This window comes from Achromobacter sp. FW305-C-30-7, from assembly GCF_058783105.1.
This window is the reverse complement of record NZ_JBYSYI010000004.1, coordinates 204,726-225,608: the sequence shown is the minus strand read 5'-3', so window position 1 is coordinate 225,608 and position 20,883 is coordinate 204,726. Positions and strand designations below refer to the sequence as shown.

Annotated in this window: 23 protein-coding genes; 17 read left to right on the top strand and 6 right to left on the bottom strand. The window is 69.2% G+C overall.

Features of this window, described 5'->3' with window-relative positions; all coding sequences use genetic code 11:
* Positions 1-20 precede the first annotated feature (20 nt).
* From AC3WOB_RS14895 to AC3WOB_RS14870, 6 genes are all read right to left on the bottom strand, one after another.
* Entirely contained in the window at positions 21-980 is a 960-nt protein-coding gene (locus tag AC3WOB_RS14895; RefSeq protein ID WP_013393008.1) for a proline dehydrogenase family protein, read from the bottom strand.
* A 73-nt stretch (positions 981-1,053) separates the two neighbouring features.
* Entirely contained in the window at positions 1,054-1,956 is a 903-nt protein-coding gene (locus AC3WOB_RS14890; protein ID WP_013393007.1) for a DMT family transporter, read from the bottom strand.
* Positions 1,957-2,111: 155 nt separating this feature from the next.
* Positions 2,112-3,362, bottom strand: a complete 1,251-nt coding sequence (locus AC3WOB_RS14885; protein ID WP_041653304.1) for a D-amino acid dehydrogenase — start codon at positions 3,360-3,362, stop codon at positions 2,112-2,114.
* A gap of 109 nt (positions 3,363-3,471) precedes the next feature.
* Positions 3,472-3,909, bottom strand: a complete 438-nt coding sequence (locus AC3WOB_RS14880; protein WP_013393005.1) for an Rrf2 family transcriptional regulator — start codon at positions 3,907-3,909, stop codon at positions 3,472-3,474.
* A 61-nt stretch (positions 3,910-3,970) separates the two neighbouring features.
* On the bottom strand, positions 3,971-5,188 hold the full coding sequence (hmpA, locus tag AC3WOB_RS14875; RefSeq protein WP_013393004.1) for an NO-inducible flavohemoprotein: 1,218 nt from the start codon (positions 5,186-5,188) through the stop codon (positions 3,971-3,973).
* A gap of 89 nt (positions 5,189-5,277) precedes the next feature.
* Positions 5,278-5,934 carry a 4'-phosphopantetheinyl transferase family protein gene (locus AC3WOB_RS14870; RefSeq protein WP_013393003.1) on the bottom strand — a complete coding sequence of 219 codons (657 nt, stop codon included), beginning with the start codon at positions 5,932-5,934 and terminating at the stop codon, positions 5,278-5,280.
* 112 nt (positions 5,935-6,046) lie between these two features.
* On the opposite strand from AC3WOB_RS14870, the gene AC3WOB_RS14865 reads away from it, so the two are divergent.
* From AC3WOB_RS14865 to AC3WOB_RS14785, 17 genes are read left to right on the top strand one after another with little or no spacing between them, the layout of a single operon-like run.
* Complete coding sequence (locus AC3WOB_RS14865; RefSeq protein WP_013393002.1) at positions 6,047-6,772, top strand: beta-ketoacyl synthase chain length factor; 726 nt, start codon at positions 6,047-6,049, stop codon at positions 6,770-6,772.
* Positions 6,769-7,608 (top strand): lysophospholipid acyltransferase family protein, encoded by an 840-nt coding sequence (locus AC3WOB_RS14860; protein WP_148260601.1) that lies wholly within the window; start codon positions 6,769-6,771, stop codon positions 7,606-7,608. The genes AC3WOB_RS14865 and AC3WOB_RS14860 overlap by 4 nt, the downstream gene beginning before the upstream one ends.
* Positions 7,609-7,612: 4 nt before the next feature.
* Complete coding sequence (locus AC3WOB_RS14855; protein WP_013393000.1) at positions 7,613-7,873, top strand: phosphopantetheine-binding protein; 261 nt, start codon at positions 7,613-7,615, stop codon at positions 7,871-7,873.
* Positions 7,874-7,890: 17 nt separating this feature from the next.
* Entirely contained in the window at positions 7,891-8,145 is a 255-nt protein-coding gene (locus AC3WOB_RS14850) for an acyl carrier protein (protein WP_013392999.1), read from the top strand.
* Complete coding sequence (locus AC3WOB_RS14845; protein WP_013392998.1) at positions 8,142-8,690, top strand: COG4648 family protein; 549 nt, start codon at positions 8,142-8,144, stop codon at positions 8,688-8,690. The genes AC3WOB_RS14850 and AC3WOB_RS14845 overlap by 4 nt, the downstream gene beginning before the upstream one ends.
* Before the next feature lie 3 nt (positions 8,691-8,693).
* Entirely contained in the window at positions 8,694-10,394 is a 1,701-nt protein-coding gene (locus AC3WOB_RS14840; RefSeq protein WP_013392997.1) for an ApeI family dehydratase, read from the top strand.
* Positions 10,381-11,133 carry a glycosyltransferase family 2 protein gene (locus AC3WOB_RS14835; protein WP_013392996.1) on the top strand — a complete coding sequence of 251 codons (753 nt, stop codon included), beginning with the start codon at positions 10,381-10,383 and terminating at the stop codon, positions 11,131-11,133. The genes AC3WOB_RS14840 and AC3WOB_RS14835 overlap by 14 nt, the downstream gene beginning before the upstream one ends.
* Positions 11,130-12,053 (top strand): lysophospholipid acyltransferase family protein, encoded by a 924-nt coding sequence (locus AC3WOB_RS14830; RefSeq protein ID WP_013392995.1) that lies wholly within the window; start codon positions 11,130-11,132, stop codon positions 12,051-12,053. The genes AC3WOB_RS14835 and AC3WOB_RS14830 overlap by 4 nt, the downstream gene beginning before the upstream one ends.
* Positions 12,046-12,489: an acyl-CoA thioesterase gene (locus AC3WOB_RS14825; RefSeq protein ID WP_013392994.1), complete on the top strand. Its 444-nt coding sequence runs from the start codon at positions 12,046-12,048 to the stop codon at positions 12,487-12,489. Before AC3WOB_RS14830 ends, AC3WOB_RS14825 begins: the two co-directional genes overlap by 8 nt.
* Positions 12,486-13,103 carry an outer membrane lipoprotein carrier protein LolA gene (locus tag AC3WOB_RS14820; RefSeq protein ID WP_013392993.1) on the top strand — a complete coding sequence of 206 codons (618 nt, stop codon included), beginning with the start codon at positions 12,486-12,488 and terminating at the stop codon, positions 13,101-13,103. The genes AC3WOB_RS14825 and AC3WOB_RS14820 overlap by 4 nt, the downstream gene beginning before the upstream one ends.
* Entirely contained in the window at positions 13,087-15,438 is a 2,352-nt protein-coding gene (locus tag AC3WOB_RS14815) for an MMPL family transporter (RefSeq protein ID WP_013392992.1), read from the top strand. Before AC3WOB_RS14820 ends, AC3WOB_RS14815 begins: the two co-directional genes overlap by 17 nt.
* Before the next feature lie 15 nt (positions 15,439-15,453).
* On the top strand, positions 15,454-16,701 hold the full coding sequence (locus tag AC3WOB_RS14810) for an NAD(P)/FAD-dependent oxidoreductase (RefSeq protein WP_085947859.1): 1,248 nt from the start codon (positions 15,454-15,456) through the stop codon (positions 16,699-16,701).
* Between the two features lie 8 nt (positions 16,702-16,709).
* Positions 16,710-17,267 (top strand): DUF3261 domain-containing protein, encoded by a 558-nt coding sequence (locus AC3WOB_RS14805; protein WP_013392990.1) that lies wholly within the window; start codon positions 16,710-16,712, stop codon positions 17,265-17,267.
* Entirely contained in the window at positions 17,264-18,463 is a 1,200-nt protein-coding gene (locus tag AC3WOB_RS14800) for a beta-ketoacyl-ACP synthase (RefSeq protein ID WP_013392989.1), read from the top strand. The genes AC3WOB_RS14805 and AC3WOB_RS14800 overlap by 4 nt, the downstream gene beginning before the upstream one ends.
* Positions 18,460-18,915, top strand: a complete 456-nt coding sequence (locus AC3WOB_RS14795; RefSeq protein ID WP_013392988.1) for a hotdog family protein — start codon at positions 18,460-18,462, stop codon at positions 18,913-18,915. The genes AC3WOB_RS14800 and AC3WOB_RS14795 overlap by 4 nt, the downstream gene beginning before the upstream one ends.
* Positions 18,912-19,643, top strand: coding sequence for a 3-oxoacyl-ACP reductase FabG (fabG, locus tag AC3WOB_RS14790; protein ID WP_013392987.1), 732 nt, complete (start codon positions 18,912-18,914; stop codon positions 19,641-19,643). Before AC3WOB_RS14795 ends, fabG begins: the two co-directional genes overlap by 4 nt.
* A complete protein-coding gene (locus AC3WOB_RS14785; RefSeq protein ID WP_492275438.1) occupies positions 19,643-20,866 on the top strand; it encodes a beta-ketoacyl-ACP synthase in 1,224 nt (407 codons plus the stop codon). Before fabG ends, AC3WOB_RS14785 begins: the two co-directional genes overlap by 1 nt.
* Positions 20,867-20,883 lie beyond the last annotated feature (17 nt).

Genomic DNA, 20,883 nt, shown 5'->3' with positions numbered 1-20,883 from the left:
GATGCGTATGCGTGAGTCGCCTAGCCGAAGTAGCTCTGGTCCGAAGTCAGCGTGCGGGCCAGCAGCCACGCGTTGCGCGGGTTTTCTCCCACGCGGCGCACGGCATAAGGCCACCAGTCGCCGCCGAAGGGCAGATAGACCCTGACGTTATAGCCCAAACGACGCAGCGCGAGTTGCCAGTCCGGACGCACGCCGTAGAGCATTTCGAATTCGAAGGCATCTGGCGGCCAGCCGCGTTCCCGCGCCAGTTCCATGATGGCGCCAGCCAGGCGGTCGTCATGCGTGCCGAAGACCGGTTGGAAACCCGACTCCAGCGCCTCGCGCGACAGCATGATGGTGGCTGCGTCCAGGTAGGCCTGGTCGATGCGCGCGCGGCCGGCGTGGTCCAGTTCGCGCTCCGGAAACGCGCCCTTGACCAGCCGCAGCGAGGTACGCTGGCGGATCGCCCAGACCAGGTCCAGCGGCGTGCGCCGCCGCTGCGCCTGCAGGGTCAGGCCTGCCGGGATGCCGGCCGCCAGCAATTCGCGATGCAAGGCGCAGGTGCGGTCGCAGATGGAGGAATCCTCCATGTCCAACACCATCCAGTCGCGCCCCAGGCCGACCCCGCGGCGCGCCGCCAGGCCGATGCGCCGGGCATTGTCCCGGCCCAGCGCATCGTCGCGCATATAGCCGATGGCCGTGGGATCGACGGATACGTGCACGTCCAGCCCGGCATGCGCCAGCGCCCGGCAGGCACCCACGGCCTGCGCCACGTTGTGCTCGATGGAGTCGGGATCGTCGACGTATTCGCCCAGGTAGAAGAGCGATGCGCGAATCCCGTGCGCCTCGCGCAGCCTGGCGGCCGTGCGGACCGCGGCGTCCACGTCGGCGCCGCCGACGAAACGGGCCGCCAGCGACGTGCGGGCCGCCATGGCCCGCATCGCCCGCCCCACGCCCGGGCTGCGCGCCAGCGCGATGGCGGTTCTCTGGAACATGCTCATGGGCTCTCTCCCTGCAAAGAGAGCCACTGTGCCGGGACGGCGGGTGTGCGTCTTGAACGCCAGTGAAAAGTTCCTAGTCCAGCGCCAGCGCGCGGGCGCGGCCGAACAGCGGACGCTGCACCGTCTGCGCCAGCAGCACGCCGGCCAGCGTCACCGCGCCGCCCAGCAGGTGGTACAGGTGCAATTGCTCGCGCAACAGGACGAAGGCGGCCAGCGCGGTGAACAGCGGCAACAGGTTGATAAAGATGCTGCAGCGGTTGGGCCCCAGGCGATGCACCCCTTCGATCCACAGATAGGACAGCAGCACCGACGAGAAGATGCCGGCGTACAGGATCAGCGGAATCGTGTTCATGTCCAGCGCAGCCTGCGCCGCCGGCACGCGCAGATACAGCGGCAGCATATAGAGCAGCGCGAAGATCGATTGCACGAAAGTGGATTGCCAGGCCGGCAGCGGCACCTTCCAATGGCGCAGCAGCACGCCGTACAGCGCATAGGACAAAGCCGCCAGCAGCATCAGGCCGTCGCCGACGTGGATGCCGTGCTGGAACACGCTCAGCATGTCGCCCTGCCCCACCAGGTACAGCAGGCCCAGGAACGACAGCGCGCCGCCGGCCGCCATGCCCAGGGTCAGCGGATCGCGCAGGATCACCACGCTGAGCAGCATGCTCAGCAAGGGGATCAGCGCCGTCAGGATCGCCATGTTGGTGGCGGTGGTGGTTTCGGCGGCGCGGTAGGACAGCGCCTGGAACAGCGCCGAAGACAGGGCGCCGTACAGCGCCAGCTTGGGCCAGTGGCGCAGGATGGTCTTGCGGTTGCGCCAGGCCGGGCCGGCGGTGAACAGGCCCATCAGGAACAGGGCCAGCACCAGCCGGTAGAAGGTAATGGCGGTGGGCGAGATGGCGCTGGCGGCCATCTTGGAGACAATGACGTTGCCCGCCCAGAACAGAATGGCGAACAACGGAAACAGGTAGGACATGATGGTTGCGCTCGGAGGATAAGGGATGGTCTCCGGCCGCTTGCGGCGCCCCTGGAGGCTGCGCAAGCGGCGGAGTATCGCTATCCTATTGAGCGCGATCCGGTCCGTCTGCCGATGAAAAGGCAGCGGCTATCGCAAAACGGACATTGCCCGTGTCAGGGACGGAATGGCGCGGGATCCAGCGGCAGCTCCAGCCCGCCCATCTGGGCCGTCAACAGCGCGGCGCTGCCGCAGGCCAGGGTAAAGCCCAGCGCACCCTGCCCGATGTTGAGCCACAGGTTGTCGGCCGCAGGGCTGCGCCCGATCAGCGGCTTGCCGGTAGGGGTGGCCGGACGCAGCCCTGCCCAGGGCTCGGCTTGGCGCAGGTCCAGCGCCGGGAAAGCCTCGTGCACCTGGCGCTTGAGCAGCCCGATGCGCGCCGTGTCGATGCCGGCGTCGGCGCTGCCGATGTCGACCATGGCCGCGATCCGCAGCACGCCGCCCACGCGGGCGTAGACGATGCGCCGCTCATAGTCGGTCACGCTGATGCGCGGCGCCACCGACTCGTCGTCCTCATCCAGCGGCACGCTCAGGCTGTAGCCCTTCAGCGGATACAGCGGCACGTCGTGGCCCAGGGGCTTGAGCAGCGCGCGCGTGCCGACGCCGGTGGCCAGCACGATGGCATCGGCGCCGATGTCGCCGTCGCGCGTGTTCACCGCCACGATGCGGCGGCCCTCGCGCTGCAGTCCCGACACCGGATTGGACATGGCGCATTGCACATTGGCCATGGACTGCAGGCGGTCGAACAGCGCTTCGGTGAACTGGCGGCAGTCGCCCGCCTCTTCGCTGGGGGTATAGATGGCGCCCGCCAGGCTGCCGCCCATGCCGGCCAGCGCCGGCTCCAGGGCCAGGGTCTGCGCCGCGTCCAGCACCTGCTGGTCGGCGCCGTGGGCGGCCTGATAGGCCACCAGTTCGCGCGCCTTGTCCAGCAAGGCCGCGCTGCGGTAGGCAATCAGCTTGCCGTTCTTCAGATGGCCGAACGCCAGGTCTTCCTGCTCCAGCAGGGAATGCATCACGTCACGGCTGAGATAGGACAGGCTCGCCAGTTGGGCCGTGGAAGCCTTGGCCACCGAGGCCCGGCACGCCAGCGCGAACTGCAGGCACCAGCGCCATTGATGGGGATCCAGCCTGGGCCGGAAACGCAACGGGGAATCCTCGCGCAGCAGCCAGCCCGGCACGCTGGGCAGCACGCCCGGACCGGCCAAAGGCGCCACATAGCTATAGCTGAGCTGGCCGCCATTGGCGTAGCTGGAGACCTCGGCCGGACGCGCCTGGCTGTCCACCAGCACCACGTCATGGCCCTGGCGCGCCAGGAAATAGGCCGACGCGACACCCACGACGCCAGCGCCGATTACGCAAACCCGCATACTCATAGATCCAGAAAGACAGGGGAAACGCTCTATTCTGGGATGCGCCGCGCCCGTCCGGCAAATGCCAAACTCCGCAGGGTCCATAACAAAACATCATGCCCCCGCCTCAGGCGGCGCGGTGCAGCTTGATGATGGCCGCGGCCGTGGGGTCGCGCACCAGGTCGGCCAGGGTGTAGCCGTTGAGCGCCTCGTAGAAGGCCTGCAGGGTCTGCGCCAGCACGCCGGACAAGCGGCATGAGCCGTCCAGCGCACAGGGAGGCTCGCGGCAGTCGATCAGCGGCCCCTGCTGCTCCAGCTGCCGGATCAGATCGCCCAGCCGGTAATCGCCGGCGGACCTCGACAGCCGCAACCCGCCGCCCTTGCCGCGCGAGGTGCTGACCCACCCTTGCTGCGCCATGAAGTGCGCCACCTTCACCAGATGATTGCGCGACACGCTGAAGCGGTCGGCGATCTCCGGGATGGTGACGGCGGCGGGCCGGTCGCGGCATTGCGTCAGGTACATCAGGACGCGCAGGCCGAAATCGGTGAATCGGGTCAGTTGCATGGCTGGGAGGAAAGGGATGGGCGCTGGCGGCCCGAGAGCTCAGGCCGCCAGAATACACCGCTCAGGCGGGCGCACCGCCGGTGCCGAAGGCTTCGGCGTGGATGCGGTCTGCCGGCACGCCCAGGCCGGTCAGGGCCTCGCGCTGCGCGCGCATGAAGGCCGCCGGGCCACACAGGTAGTAGTCCGCGCCGGGCACGATGACCTCGTCGCGGATAGCGTTCAGGTCCACCCGGCCGGCGTAGTCGTAATCGCGCCCAGGCTGGTCGCCGTGGCCGACTTCCTCATAGAACACCGCCTTGCGCACATTGGCGCGTTCGGCGGCGATGTCGTTGACGTGGTCGCGCAAGGCGTGGACCGAGTGGTTGCGGCAGCCGTGCACAAAGCGGATCTGGCGTTCGTCGTTCAGGCCCACCAGATGGTTCAGGATGGAAACCATGGGCGTCAAGCCCACGCCGCCGCTCAGCAACACCACCGGCGCATTGCCTTCCTCGCGCAAATAGAAATCGCCCTGGGGCGGCGCCACGTCCAGCACCCCGCCCTCTTCCAGGCGGTCATGCAGGGCGTTGGACACGCGGCCGGCCGGCGTATCGGCACCGCCCGCTTCGCGCTTGACCGAGATGCGCAGGCGGTCCTGCCCCGGCGCGTCGGACAGGCTGTACTGGCGCGGCTGCATCAGGCCCAGCTCGGGCACGAACACGCGCACCGACACGTACTGGCCGGGACGGTAGGCCGGCACCTCGCCGCCATCGGCCGGCGCCAGGTAGAAAGACGTGATCTCGGCGCTTTCGCGCTGCTTGCCCACCACGCGGAAGGCGCGCCAGCCCGTCCACCCGCCCGGCTTGGCGGCCGATTCCGCGTACAGGCGCGCCTCTTCGGCGATCAGCAGGTCGGCCAGTTGGCCGTAGGCCGCGGCCCAGGCAGCGATCAGTTCGTCCGTGGCCGCCTCGCCCAGCACTTCGCTGATCGAGGCCAGCAGATGCTTGCCCACGATCTGGTAATGCTCGGGCCGTATGCCCAGGCTGACGTGCTTGTGCACGATGCGCGTCACCACGGGCATCAGCACCGAGGGATCGTCGATGTGCTCGGCATAGGCCGTGACCGCGCCGGCCAGCGCGTGCTGCTGCTCGCCGCCCGCCTGATGGGCCTGGTTGAAGACCTGCTTGAGCTCGGGGTTGTGCTTGAACATGCGGGCATAGAAATGCTTGGTCAGCGCGACGCCGTGCGTCTTGAGAACGGGGGCCGTGCCTTTGACCAGGGCGCGGATTTGGGGGCTCAACATCTACTGCTCCTTTGTGGCGCGATCGGAATCGCCATTAAATATGTATTTATAATACATCTTTAAATGCCCGCAGAAAAACGCCGCTGAGTTCATTCCTGTCCGGCGCCCCACTCGCCCAGGATGGCAAGCGTTGGTAACACGCAAGCCGCTTCGGCCCGCCATTGGGGACGTAATGCGCTGTCAGCCTGGGCGCGCCATACCGCGGACGCGATCCAGTCATCCCCCAGGCGATAGGAACAAGCGCGCCACCGTCCAGGCGGCGCGCGCAGGCGCCATCCCGTCTTGTCATCGGGCGCCAGGCCCACCGACGCCATGTCCGCAGGGAAATCCAGGCCGGCCGCCTTGATGAAGGCTTCCTTCAGAGTCCACAAGAGATAGAAGCGCTCTAGCTGCGCCGCGCCCTGCAGGCCGGCCAGCGCCTCGCGTTCGACGGGTGTGCAAACCCATTCGGCCAGGCGCAACACCGCGCGCGGCCGGATGCGCTCCAGGTCGGCGCCTAGCGCCCATCCCCGGGGCGCCGCCGCGCAGACCGCATGGCCGCCGCTATGGCTGAGCGAGGTGGCCGCGTCCGGAGCGGCCTGCCTGACGCTTTGCAGCAACGCCCTGCTGACCCGCCAATCGCTCTGCGCCTTCGAACTGCGCAGCGCCGGGGCGCGCACCGCATCCTCGGCCGACAGCTCCTGGCTGCGGTAGCTGGCGGCGGCGCCTTGGTCTGCCCACCAGATGAAAAGTTCCTGAACGTTCACGGGAGTAAGTAACAAATAGCAAGCTGGAGTGTAAGAAATACGGGAAATATTGTGTATTATGTAACGTTTTAAATCAAAATGGCCTGACATCGCCATAGTAGAATCGCGCGCTATGTTGACGTTTTCGATCGCGCAATGGCAGGGTTGGGCGCAAGGAATCGATAGCCCCAGCGACTGGTTGGAATGGGCCGAACATCCGTTCTGCCCGATCGGAAATCAGAACCCGCCTCGCCTGGACTTCCTGCCCCCCTTGCAACGCCGCCGCTTGAGCCCTCTGGCTCGCGGCGTGTTCGACTGCGCGTGGCCGATAGCCGAGGGGCGGCCCGCCATGCCGCTGGTGTTTGCCTCCCGCCATGGCGAAACCACGCGCAACTTCGGCCTGCTGCAGGCGCTGGCGGCGGACGAACCTTTGTCGCCCACGGCCTTCGGCCTGTCCGTGCACAACGCCATCGCCGCGCAGTGGTCGATCATACGCCGCGAAACCACCGAATCCGTGGCCTTGTCGGCGGAAGACGATGGCCTGGAACATGCCTTCATCGAAGCGTCCATGCTGTTCGATGCAGGCCACCAGGACGTGCTTGTGGTGTTGGCCGAGGAACGTCCGCCCGCGCCTTACACCTCCTGGGTGGATGACGCGCCTTACTCTTATGCGCTCGCCTTGCACCTGCGCCCCGGCGCGGACTGGACGCTGACCCTGGCCCCGCAAACCCCGGTTGCCGCCGACGCGGCGCAGGCCTGGCCCAATCCCCTGAACCTGCTGCGCCACCTCTTGCTGCGCACGCCCGACTGGCGACACGCCAACCGCTCCCGACTATGGACCTGGACACGCACTGCATGACGAGCGCCACGCCTGCCCGGCAGGACTTCTGGCTCTGGCGCCTGTTCGCCACAGGCATGGCCTTCACTCTCTTCGGGATCGGCGGCGTGCTGTTGCGCGTGCTGGTGTTCCCGCCGCAGCGTCTGCTGCCCGGCGACAAGGCGGACCGCCAACGCCGAGCGCGCGGCGCGCTGAACCGCACCTTCCGCATGTTCATCCGCTTCATGGTCCGCACTGGCATCCTGACCGTGGAATTCAAGGGCGCCGAACGCCTCGGCCAGCCCGGCCAGATGATCCTGGCCAACCACCCTTCGCTGCTGGACGTGGTGTTCCTGGTCGGCCACGTCAAGAACGCCAACTGCATCGTCAAGCACGGCCTGGCGACCAATCCGTTCACCCGCGGCCCGGTGGCCAATGCCGGGTACATCACCAATGACGAAAGCTTCGACATGTTCGACCGCGCGGCAGACGCGCTGCGCGCAGGCGAAACCCTGATTGTCTTTCCCGAAGGCACGCGCACGCCGCGCGACGCCATGCCGCGCTTCCATCGCGGCGCCTGCGCCATCGCGCTGCGCGGCGCGCGCGTGGTGACGCCCGTGGTCATCAGCATGAATCCCCGCAGCCTGACCAAGGGCGAACCCTGGTATCGGATCCCGCCCTGCCGCATGCGCTACGTGATCCGCGTGGGAGAGGACATCGACCCCGCCACCTGGAGCGGCGCGCATCCGCTGCCGATCGCAGGGCGCAAGATGAATGATTACCTGCACGCCTATTTCGAAGCCGAGCTGGCGCATGCCGCGCCCGCCGGCGCACTCATGAACGAACAACCGCCCCAGGCGGTGGAAGTGGAGTCCTAGCCGGATGAACCAACTGGAATTTGAACTGAAGACCCTCGTCATCGAATCGCTGGGCCTGGAAGACATCGCGCCCGACGATATCGACAGCGACGCCCACCTGTTCGGCGACGGGCTCGGGCTGGATTCGGTGGACGCCCTGGAGCTGGGCCTTGCGCTGCAGAAGCGCTACGGCATCACCATCGATCCCGAAACGCGCAACATGCGCGAGCATTTCGCCAGCATCGCCAAGCTGGCCGAGTTTGTCAGCGCGCAACGCCGCGCCTAATGGATACGGAGTCCAGGATGCATACCCGCGACGAAATCTTCAATACGCTGCGCGGCGCGCTGGTCGAACTGTTCGAGATCGAACCGGAACGCATCACGCCCGAGGCGAACCTGTACACGGATCTGGAGATCGACAGCATCGACGCCATCGACCTCATCGACCACGTACGCCGCCAGACTGGCCGCAAGCTCGACGCCAATGACTTCCGCACGGTGCGCACCGTCGAAGACGTGGTGCAAGCCATGTGCCAGAAGCAGGATCCCGCCGCATGAAACGCGGCGTGGCGGCAGCCCTGGCCGTGGCCGGCATCGCCTATCCCTTCGCCGTCCATGCGGCGCTGGGACGGGTGAGCGCCGCGTGGCTGGCCCTGCCGCTGGCGCTGCTGTGGCTGGCCCGCGGCCTGACCGCGGATGCCGCCCGGCCGGGCGCGCGCCTGCTGCCCGCCGTGGCGGTGGCGTTCTGCCTGATCCTGGCCATCTCGAATTCGCAAGCCTCGCTGCGCTGGTATCCCGTACTGGTCAACGGCATGATGCTGGCGATCTTCGGCGCCAGCCTGCAACGCGGGCGCCCCGTGATCGAACAATTGGCCCGGCTGCGCCACCCCGACCTGCCGCCCGAGGGCGTGCGCTACACCCGCAACGTCACCCGCGTGTGGTGCGCCTTCTTTGTCCTGAACGGCAGCGTGGCCGCGGCGCTGGCGGCCTGGGGGCCCTGGAGCTGGTGGACCGCCTACAACGGCGCCGTGAGCTATGTGCTCATGGGCTTGCTGATGGCGGGCGAATGGCTGCTGCGCCCGGCGGCCGCCAAGGCGGCGTAAAGCATGGCCTGGACCGATCTCGCGCAGTTGCTGCTGCCCGTCCCGCCCGACCTGGCCGGCGCCCTGGTCGCCGATGAGCCGCCCCTGACGCGCGAGGCATTCGCGCGCGCCAGCCTGCAGGCCGCCGGCGCCTTGCAGGCGCGGTCGCTGCGGCGCGTCGCGCTCTGGTTCGAAGACGCGGCCCAGATGGCCATCGCGCTATTCGCCTGCTGGCGCGCCGGCGTGGTCGCCATCCTGCCGGGCGACGCCCAGGCGCAGACCTGCGCCACGCTCGACGCCACGGTGGACGCCTGGCTGAGCGACGCAGAACTGCCGCTGCCGGCGCAACGGCTATGCCGCCTGGCCGACCTGCAAGACGGCGCGCCGCTGGCGCCCGCCGCGCTGGACCCGGCGCTGACGCTGGTGCTGTGCACCTCCGGCTCCAGCGGCACGCCCAAGCATATCGCCAAGCACTGGCGGCAATTGATGGAAGAAGTCCGTGCGCTGCAGCAGCAATGGCCCGATGCGCACGGTCCCGTGCTGGGCAGCGTATCGGCGCAGCACATGTACGGCCTGCCCTTCAGAGTGCTGTGGCCGTTGTGCGCAGGACGCCAGCTGGACCGGCTGCAACGTCTCTATCCCGAAGAGCTGCAGCAGGCCAGCCTGCGCCATCCAGCCTGCACCTGGATCGCCAGCCCCGCGCTGCTGCGCCGCCTGGGGCAACGGCTGGACTGGGCCCGGCTGCGCGGCCGGCTGACCCGCATCCACTCCTCCGGCGGCGAACTGCCCGCCGAGGCCTCCGACCATATCGCGCAGCATCTGGGCCTGCGCCCCAGCGAGATCTACGGCAGCTCCGAAACCGGGGCCGTCGCCTGGCGCGAAGGCAACAGCTCCTGGCGGCCGCTGCCTGGCGTGGCCGTGGATCTCAACGACGAAGGCGCGCTGCGCGTGCAATCGCCCTGGGTCAACCCGGCCGAGGCGCAGACCGCCGATGGCGCGGAACTCGCCGATGGCGGCTTCCGCCTGCTTGGGCGCCTCGACCGCATCGTGAAGATCGAGGAAAAACGCATTTCCCTGCCCATGCTGGAGCAAGCGCTGACGCGCCATCCCTATGTGGCGGAGGCGCGCCTGGGCGCACTGGCCGGGGCCGCGCGCCTGGCGGCCCTGGTGGCCCTGTCGGCCGGCGGCCTGCATGCCTTGCGCAACCAGGGCCGCAAGGCGGTGGTGGACGCCTTGCGCGCGCACCTGAGCGCAGGCTTCGAATCGCTGGCCATCCCGCGCACTTGGCGCTTCTTTGCACAGCTGCCCGCCAACGCCCAGGGCAAGCTGCCGCGCAGCGTATTCGAGGCGGCAGCCGGCCCCAGGCCGCTCGCGCCCGTAGCGGTGGCGCTGCCGCCCCCGGCGGACCACGAACGCCGCTACACGCTGGAAATCCCCTGCGACCTGGCCCATTTCAGCGGCCATTTCCCCACCGCCCCCGTGGTGCCCGGGGTTGTCCAGATCGGCTGGGCCATGTCACTGGCGCAACGCGACCTCCATCCCGAGTTGCGCTTCGCGGGCATGGAAGCCCTGAAATTCCAACGGCTGCTGCGCCCGGGCGACGTGGCGGTGCTGGCGCTGAAATGGGACGCCTCGAAGCAGAAGCTGTATTTCGCCTTCACGCTCAACGACGCGCCCTGCTCTTCCGGCCGCATTCTGCAGGCGGGCAGCCATGACCCCGCATAAGCTGTGCGCGCTCATTCCCGTGTACAACCACGGCGCCACGGTAACCGCGGTGCACGCGCAACTCGCCGCGCAGGGCCTGCCCTGCGTGCTGGTGGACGACGGCTCCGCGCCGGCTTGCGCGGCCACGCTGGATGCGCTGGCGGCCCAACCGCATACGCATCTGCTGCGGCGCGCGGTCAACGGCGGCAAGGGCGCGGCGGTGCAGGACGGACTGCGCGCGGCGGCCGCGCTGGGCTATACCCATGTCTTGCAGGTGGACGCCGACGGCCAGCACGCCCTGGCGGACGCGGCCGCCTTCGCGGCAGCCTCCCGCGCCCAGCCCCGCGCCCTCATCTGCGGCGCGCCGGTCTATGGCGACGACGTGCCGCGCAGCCGCCTCTACGGCCGATGGCTGACGCGCGTGTGGGTCTGGATCAATACGCTTTCGCTCGACATCCCCGACGCCATGTGCGGCTTTCGCGTCTACCCGCTGGCCCGGGTGCTGCCGGTGATCGACGGCGCACAAGTGGGCCGGCGCATGGACTTCGACATCGCCGTCCTGGTGCGACTGCATTGGCGCGGCGTGGCGATGGTGTGGCTGCCGACGCGCGTGGCCTATCCGGAAGGCGGCATCTCGCACTTCAAGGGCCTGCGCGACAACCTGCTGATCAGCCGCATGCATGCGCGCCTCTTCTTTGGCATGCTGGCGCGCTCGCCGGCCCTGCTGTGGCGGCGGCTTGCGGGAGGCCCGCAGCCATGAGCGCCGCCGACCAGCATTGGGCCGGCCAGCCCGAACGCGGCAGCGCCGCGCTGATGCGCCTGACCGCCTGGGCGGCACGCACTTTGGGACGCAGACTGGTCGCGCCCGTGGTCTGGATGGTCGTGCTGTATTTCTATGTCTCCGGCGGCCGCGCCCGGCGCTCGATCGCGGCCTACCAGCGCCGGCTGGCGCAATCCGGGGAGCTGGCCGAGCCGCTGCCGCGCCGCATGCCCGTCTATCGCCAGTACCTCGCGTTCGCCAACGCCATCCTGGACAAGCTGGACGTCTGGCAGGGCAAGATCACCATGGCCAACCTGGACATCTCCGACCCCGACGGCCTGCACGCGCAGATGGGCAGGAACCGCGGCCAGATCCTGGTCGGCTCGCACCTGGGCAACATCGAGGTCTGCCGCGCGCTGGCGGAACAAAGCGGCACCTTGCATCTCAACGTGCTGGTCCATGACAAGCACGCGGCCCATTTCAGCCGCCTGCTGCATGACGCAGGCGGCGGGCTGCGCATGATCCAGGTCAGCGAGCTGGATGCTCCCGCCATGCTGGATCTGGCACAGCGCCTGGACCGCGGCGAATGGCTGGCCATTGCCGGCGACCGCGTGCCGCTGCAAGGCGACCGCTGCACGCCCGTTGATTTCCTGGGCGCCACCGCCCTGCTCCCGCAAGGCCCCTGGCTGCTGGCCGGGCTGCTGCGCTGCCCGGTCAATCTGCTGTTCTGCACGCGCCACGGCGCGCGCTACCGCGTGGCGATGGAACGCCTGTCCGACGGCATCGAATGGACGCGCGCCACGCGCCAGGCCCGGATCGCCGAAGTGGCCCAGCGCTATGCCTGCCGGCTTGCCGCGCACTGCCGCCAGGCGCCGCTGCAATGGTTCAACTTTTATCCCTTCTGGAAAGACGATGCGTAAACGAGGCGCCATCGGCGCTGAAGTCGAAATCCGCGTGCCCTTCTTCGACGTCGATTCGCTCCACGTCGTCTGGCACGGCCACTATGTGAAGTACCTGGAACAGGCCCGCTGCGAACTGCTGGACCAGTTGGGACACAACTACGACGCCATGCGCGCCAGCGGCTACGCCTGGCCGGTGATCGACCTGCATCTGCGCTATGCGCAACCCGCGCAGTTCGGCCAGCGCCTGCGGGTGCGCGCCGAACTGGTGGAATGGGAACACCGCCTGAAGATCAACTATCTGATCCTGGACGCCGCCAGCGGCCAGCGCCTGACGCGCGCCACCTCCGAACAGGTGGCGGTCTGCATCCAGACCCGCGAAATGCAGCTGGCCTCGCCCGCCGCGCTGGTCGACGCCGTGAAGCGCAAGCTGCAATCGATGGAGACGCCCGCATGAAGCGCTGCCTGGTTTTCGCGCGCCGCCTGTGCGCCCTGCTGGCCCTGGCGCTGCTGCCCTTTGCCGCCCGGGCCTTCGACCTGGCCGATCTGCAGCGGCAGTTGAGCGCCACGCCCGTGGTGCGCGGCCACTTCGTGCAGCAGAAGTTCCTGCGCTCGCTGCCGCAACCGCTGACCAGCCGCGGCGACTTCACGCTGGCGGCGGGCAAGGGCCTGCTATGGCTGCTGCGCACGCCGATCGCACAGGACTTGCGCATCAACGCCAACGGCATCTTCCGGCGCGACGAAGCCGGCAAATGGCAGGCCCTGCCGCAGCATTCCGGCGCCGGCCGCGAGAACCGGCTGTTCCTGTCGGTGCTGGCGGGGGACACCGCCGGCCTGCGCGAGAACTTCGACCTGACGCTCACCGGCCAGGCGGACGCATGGCAACTGCTGTTGACGCCGCGCTCGGTCCTGCTGCGCCAGATCTTCGACAACATCCAGATCAACGGCGGCGCGCTGGTAGACCGCATCGAACTGCGCGAGACGCAGGGCGACCGCAGCGTGCTGCAGATGAAGGATGCGCAAGCCGCGCAGGTCCTGAGCGCCGAGGAGCAACGTGCGTTCGCCGATTGAGCGCTGGCTGCCGCGGCTGTTCAAGCTGGGGCTGCTGCTGATCCTCTGCGCCGGCGCGTGGCAAAGCCGCCACGGCTGGCCGGTGTCGGCCAACCTGATGGAACTGGTGCCGCAAGCCGGCGCCGACGCCACGCGCCAGCTGGCCGAGGCCCGCATCCAGGAGCCCTTGTCGCGCCAGCTCATCGCGCTGGTCGCCGCGACTTCCGGCGCGGACTCCGCCACGCCCGCGCGCCTGCTGGCGCAGCGTTGGACGGACAGCGGCCTGTACTCCTCCGTGCAGGTGGAACTGCAGGTCGACGTGGCCGCGCTGCGCGCGCAATTGCTATCGGGCCGCCTGGCCATGCTGCCCGCAGCGGACCGGCGCCAGCTTGAGACCGACCCCGCCGCCTACGCCCAGCGCCGCGCGCGCGAACTGTCGGACCCGTTTTCGTCCTCCGGACTGGTGCCGGTGGACCAGGACTGGCTGGGCCTCACGCGCCGCGCCGAGCAGGCGCTGCGCCCCGGCGGCGCCGTGCAGTACGACATGGGCACAGGCACCCTGCAGGCCGAGCACGGCGGCAGGCGTTGGGTGCTGGTGCGCGCCGAAACCCGCGGCGACGCCTTCGACGCCGCTGCCCCCCAGCAGATCGCCGCTCAACTCGAACTGGACCGCCAGGCCCTGAGCGCGGCCGGCGCCGAACTGCTGGTAGCGGGCGGCCCCTTGTACGCGGCCGCGGGCCGGGCGCAAGCGGTCGCAGAGAGCAGCTGGATCGGCACCGTGGCCACCATCGGCATCGTGCTGGTCCTGCTTTTGGCGCTGCGGCGCGTGCGCGCGCTGCTGGCCTTCGTGCCGGTCGCCGTCGGACTGTTGACGGGCGCGGTGGCCTGCGTGGCCGTGTTCGGCTCCATCCACGTCCTGACCCTGGTGATCGGCGCCAGCCTGATCGGCGTCGCGGTGGATTTCCCCATGCACTGGCTGGGCAAGAGCTACGGCATGGCCGACTGGCAGGCCTGGCCCGCGCTGCGGCGCGTCCTGCCCGGGCTCACCATCAGCTTGGCCGCCAGCCTGGTCGGCTACGTCGCGCTGGCGTTCACCCCGTTTCCGGCGCTGACGCAGACCGCGGTGTTCTCGGCCGCCGGCCTGTTGGGCGCGTACGCCTGCACCGTGTGCCAGTTGCCGGCCTGGATGGACGGCTGGCGGCCCCGCCCCTGGCAGCCGCTGCTGCGCTTTGCCGAGGCCGCGCTGCGCGCGCGCGCACGTGTGGCCGGACGCCGCGCCATGCTCTGGCTGGGCGCCCTGGCCTTGTTCGCCGCCACCGCCGGCGGCATCGGCCGGCTGAGCATCCAGGACGATCTGCGGCAGTGGCTGAGCCTGCCCGCGCCCTTGCTGCAACAGGCCCGCCAGATCGGCGAAATCACCGGTTTCATGCCGACCAGCCAATTCTTCCTGGTGCGCGCGCCCGATGCCGACGAACTGCTGCGCAGGCAGGCGCTGGTGTCGCAGGCGCTGGATGCCCTGGTTGCACGCGGCGATCTCGCTGCCTACAACGCCTTGAGCCAGCTGGTCTCGCCAGCCGCCGGGCAACAGGCGCTGGGTTCGAAGCTGGCCGCGCTGGCCGCGCAACCGGAAGTCTGGAAGCCGGTCACCGACCTCGGCATCCCCTACGAAGCCTTGCGCCAGGAGCTCCAGTCCATGGCCGCACTGCCGCCGCAGACAATCGACGAAGCGCTGCAAGGTCCGCTGGCGGAACGCTGGCGACCGCTGTGGCTGGGCATGCGCGATGGGCAAGCCGCTGGCATGGTGACATTGCTGGGCCTGCGCGACGCGTCCGCGCTGGAGGCCATCGCCCGCGCCGCGCCGGACGTCACGCTGGTGGACCGCAGCGGCGAATTGAACCGCATGTTCGCGGCGACGCGGGTCGAAGCCGCCGAACTCAAGCTGTTGTCCTACGTGGTCGCGGCCGCCCTGCTGCTGCTGACCCTGGGACGCGCCGCCGCCTGGCGCATCCTGGCCGTCCCGCTGGCGGCCACCGCATGCAGCCTGGCCGCGCTGGGCTACCTGGGCCAGCCGCTCACCCTGTTCAGCCTGTTCGGCCTGTTGCTGGTTTCCGCCATCGGCGTGGACTACGCCATCTTCATGTACGAGCGAGTCGCGGGCGCGGCCGCCAGCCTGGTCGGCATCCTGCTGGGCGCCGCCACCACCTTGCTGTCCTTCGGCCTGCTCGCCATCAGCCAGACCCCCGCCATCGCCAATTTCGGACTGGCGGTGGCCCTGGGCGTGGCCTTCTCGCTGCTCTGGGCGCCCTGGATCAACCCGCCGCGCGAGACCGCGCCGCATCCTGCTTTCAATAACTAAATGGACATACCTGGCATGGAACATCGGGAAGTTGTAGTCATCGGCGCAGGCCCCGCGGGCGCGGTCGCCGCCGCCCTGTTGAAACGACAAGGACATGATGTCCTGATGCTGGAACGCCAGCAGTTCCCGCGCTTTTCCATCGGCGAAAGCCTGCTGGCCCATTGCCTGGAATTCGTGGAAGAAGCAGGCATGCTGCCGGCGGTGCAAGCCGCCGGCTTCCAGGTCAAGAACGGCGCGGCCTTCGCCTGCGGCGACCGCTACACGCACTTCGATTTCCGCGACAAGTTCAGCGCCGGCCCCGGCACCACGTTCCAGGTGCAGCGCGCGCACTTCGACAAAGTGCTGGCGGACGATGCCGCCCGCCAAGGCGTGGAGGTGCGCTACTTGCAGGAAGTGACGGCAGCCGATTTCGGCGGCGACGGCCCCTTGCTGGACGTGCGCCGCGCCGACGGCACACCCTATCAGGTGAAGAGCCGGTTCGTCCTCGACGCCAGCGGCTACGGCCGCGTGCTGGCGCGCCTGCTGGACCTGGAGCGCCCCTCGTCGATGCCGCCACGCAAGGCCATCTTTACCCATATCGAAGACCGCATCGACGATCCCGGCTTCGACCGCGAGAAGATCCTGATCAGCGTGCACCCGGAAGAACGCGGCATCTGGTACTGGCTGATCCCCTTCTCCAATGGCCGCTGCTCGTTCGGCGTCGTCGGCGGCGAGAACCTCTTCGGCGGCCCCGGCCAGGACCTGATGGCCACGCTGCGCGAGATGGCCGATGCCGCGCCCAACCTCAAGCGCGTCTTGCAGAACGCGGTCTGGGATACGCCCGCCAATACCATTGGCGGCTATTCGGCCAGCGTGCGGCAACTGCACGGCCCCGGCTACGCGCTGCTGGGCAACGCGGCGGAATTTCTGGACCCGGTCTTTTCCTCCGGCGTCACCATCGCCCTGCGCTCGTCCAAGCTGGCGGCCGACGCCTTGCATCGGCAACTGAGCGGCGACCAGGTCGACTGGCAGGCCGACTTCGCCGATCCGCTGATGGTGGGCGTGGAAACCTTCCGCGCCTATGTCCAGGGCTGGTACAGCGGCGAATTCCAGGACGTGGTCTTCTACGAGAACGCGCAGCCCGAGATCCGCCGCATGATCAGTTCCATCCTGGCGGGCTATGCCTGGGACCAGAACAACCCCTTCGTCGCCAACCCGCAACGCCGCCTGCGCATGCTGAGCGAGCTTTGCCGCGGCGCCGAAACGCAGCCGCTGCCCGCCTGATCCCGACCATGGCCGCCGCCCGCAGCTTCCTCCTCTCCGCCGCGCGCGCCTTGGCCGCGGCCGCGGCGCTCGCCCTGCTGGCGGGCTGCGCGGGCGCGCCGCCCGTGCCGGCGCGCGACGCGGACTTTTCGCTACCGCGGCAGTTGCACGTGGTGCAGTCCGCCGCCGGCCAGCCCGCCCTGGACACGCTGCTGGTGGTGCAGCGCGAAGGCGCCGCCTTGCGCTGGTCGCTGTTCGACCCCATGGGCGTACCGCAGGCGCGGCAGATGCTGGAACACGGGCAATGGCGCAATGACGGCTTCCTGCGGCCCAACGCCCAGGCGCGCGATCTGTTCGCCGCCCTGATCTTCGCGTGGACGCCCGAAGCGGAGCTGGACGCGGCCTACGGCGCCGGCCACTGGCGCGCCAGCCGGCAGGACGGCGGCGCGGCCCAACGCGAGCTGCTGGAAGGCGGCCGCTCGCGCTGGAGCGTGCGCTGGCCGCAAGCCGCGCAAGCCGGCACATTCACCATCACCACCTCCGACAGGGTCACCTGGCGGATCTCGCCCTTGAAGGAGCAGCCATGAACAGCTGGTTGGGTACGCCCGGCGTGGTGTGCGCGCTGGGCGCCGGCATCGACGCCGTGGCCCGCGCCGCATTCGCCGGCGACACTTCGGGCATGCGCCCGCAATCGGACTGGGTTCATGGCCGCACGCTGATGCTGGGCGGCCATGCGGGCGCGCTGCCGCCCATCCCCGAGACGCTGCCCGCCCATCATCGCAGCCGCAACAATCAATTGCTGCTGGCCGCCGCGCTCCAGATCGAACCGCAATTGCGCGGCGCCGTGGCCCGCCATGGCGCCGCCCGCGTCGCCGTGGTGCTGGGCACCAGCACCTCCGGCGTCAATGACAACGCGCCCGCCTTCCGCCAACTGGCGGCGCAGGGCGCGTGGCCGGACAGCTACGACTACCGCCGCCAGGCCCTGTCGTCGCCCGCCGCGTTCTTCGCGGATTGGCTGGGCATCGCCGGACCGGCCTACACGCTATCCACGGCCTGCACCTCCAGCGCCCGCGCCCTGCTGTCAGCGCGCCGGCTATTGGCCTCGGGCCTGTGCGACGCGGTGGTCTGCGGCGGCGCCGATACCTTGTGCCGCCTGACCATCAACGGCTTCGCCACGCTGGAAGCCATCGACGACACGCTGTGCCTGCCGTTCTCGGCCAACCGCCGCGGCATCAATATCGGCGAAGCCGGCGTCCTGTTCCTGATGGAGCGCGAACCCGCCGACGACTGCTCGGTGGCGCTGCTGGGCGGCGGCGCCAGCTCCGACGCCTGGCACATGTCCGCACCCGAGCCCAGCGGCGCCGGCGCGCGGGCAGCCATGCAGGCCGCCCTGCAATCCGCCGGCGTGGACGCGGGCAACATAGGCTGGGTCAATCTACACGGGACCGGCACCACGCACAACGACGCCATGGAAAGCCAGGCCATGCATGCCGTCTTTCCGCAGGGCGTGCCCTGCGCCTCGACCAAGGCGCTCACCGGCCACGCGCTGGGCGCGGCCGGCGCGCTGGAAGCGGCATTGGCCTGGGCCACCCTGTCCGCCGGCAATGCCGGCGGCCTGCTGATGCCCCACGTCTGGGACGGCCAGGCCGATCCGGCGCTGCCGGCGCTGGATTTCAGCACCGCGCAACACCGCTACGCGCAAGGCCGGCCGCGCCTGGCCATGAGCAATTCCTTCGCCTTCGGCGGCAACAACGCCAGCCTGGTCCTGGGAGCGCAGCCATGACGTCCTGGCCCGTCTCCAGCCTGCTGCCGCACGCCGGCGACATGATCCTGATCGACGAGGTCTGCAGCCATGACGCCGACAGCCTCACCGCGCACGCCGTAATCAAACCCGGCCCCTACTCGCTGCCCGACGGCTCGCTGCCGCCATGGCTCGGCATAGAGCTGATGGCGCAAGCCGTGGGCGCCTGGGCCGGCTGCCAGGCGCGCCAGGCCGGAGAGCCCGTCAAACTGGGCTTTCTGCTCGGCACGCGGCGCTACGAATGCCATGCCGACGCGCTGCCCGCCGGCGCCCGCCTGACCATCCACGCGCGCCGCGGGCTGGTCGACGCCAGCGGCATGAGCGTCTTCGAATGCGAACTGCGCGACAACGCGCGCCTGCTGGCCGAGGCCAGGCTGAACGTCTATCAGCCCAAGGACCCCACCGCTTTTATCCAGGAAGAATCACCCGAATGAGCGCTGCCCCCATCCTCGTAACCGGCTCGAGCCGCGGCATCGGCCGCGCCATCGCGCTGGCCCTGGCCGACGCCGGCCACGACCTGGTGCTGCACTGCCGCCAGCAACTCGACCAGGCGCACGCCGTACAGGCCGAAGTCCAGGCGCGCGGACGCCAGGCGCGCGTGCTGCAATTCGACGTGGCCGACCGCCAGCAATGCGCTGCCGCGCTGCAGGCCGACATCGACGCGCACGGCGCCTATTACGGCGTGGTGCTGAACGCCGGCCTGACCCGCGACGGCGCGTTTCCCGCTCTGACCGGCGATGACTGGGACCAGGTGCTGCGCACCAACCTGGACGGCTTCTACAACGTGCTCAGCCCGCTCGCCATGCCCATGATCCGCCGCCGCGCAGCCGGCCGCGTGGTCTGCATGGCGTCCGTGTCCGGCCTGGTGGGCAACCGCGGCCAGGTCAACTACAGCGCGTCCAAGGCCGGCCTGATCGGCGCCGCCAAGGCCCTGGCGGTGGAACTGGCCAAGCGCCAGATCACCGTCAACTGCGTGGCGCCGGGGCTGATCGACACCGACATGATCGACGAGCACGTGCCGGTCGAGGAAATCCTGAAGGCCGTGCCGGCGCAACGCATGGGGCGCCCCGAGGAAGTGGCCGCCGCCGTCGTGTTCCTGATGTCTCCTGGCGCCGCCTACATCACGCGCCAGGTCATCGCCGTCAACGGAGGGCTGTGCTGATGAAGCGCGTCGTCATCACCGGCATGGCCGGCATCAGCGCGCTCGGCAACGACTGGGCCAGCGTGCAGCAGGCGTTCCAGGCGGGCCGCAGCGCGATCCGCGTCATGCCCGACTGGTCGCGCTACGCCGAACTCAATACCCGCCTGGCAGGCCCCATCGACGCCTTCCGGACGCCCGCGCACTGGACCCGCAAGCAGCTGCGCAGCATGGGCCGGGTTTCCCAGCTGGCGGTGCGGGCGGCCGAGCTGGCGCTGGATGACGCGGCGCTGCTGGGCGATCCGCGCATCGCCGACGGCCGCATGGGCGTGGCCTGCGGCTCCTCGGTGGGCAGCACGGCGGAAATCCGCGCCTTCGGCAACATGCTGCTCAATGGGGTGACGGACGACCTGAACGCCAACTCCTATGTCCGCATGATGCCCCACACCACCGCGGCCAACGTCGGCATCTTCTTCGAGCTGAAGGGCCGCATCATTCCGACGTCCAGCGCCTGCACCTCGGGCAGCCAGGGCATAGGCTATGCCTACGAGGCCATCCGCTACGGCCGCCAGGAGCTGATGCTGGCGGGCGGCGCGGAAGAACTCTGCGCCAGCGAAGCCCTGGTGTTCGACGCGCTTTATGCGACCAGCCAGAAGAACGACACGCCCGAGCTCACGCCCCGCCCCTACGACCGCGACCGCGACGGCCTGGTGATCGGCGAAGGCGGCGGCATGCTGGTGCTGGAATCGCTGGACCATGCGCTGGCGCGCGGCGCGCGCATCCACGCGGAGATCGTCGGCTTCGGCAGCAATTCGGACGGCACCCACATCACGCGGCCCGAGGCCAGCACCATGCGCATCGCCATGGAAATGGCGCTGGCCGACGCCAACCTGCCACCGCAAGCCATCGGCTACGTCAACGGCCACGGCACCGCGACCGAACAGGGCGACATCGCCGAAACCCAGGCCACCCACGGCCTGTTCGGCAGCCGCATGCCGATCAGCTCGCAAAAGAGCTATTTGGGCCACACCCTGGGCGCCTGCGGCGTGCTGGAGTCCTGGTTCAGCATCGAAATGCTCAATCGCGACTGGTATGCGCCCACGCTCAACCTGCGCAACGTCGACCCGCGCTGCGGCGAACTCGACTACCTGACCGAAGGCCGCGGCATGAGCAACGAATATGTCATGAACAACAACTTCGCCTTCGGCGGCATCAACACGTCGTTGATTTTCCGCCGCTGGCGCTGATGTCCGCATCAGCCGCG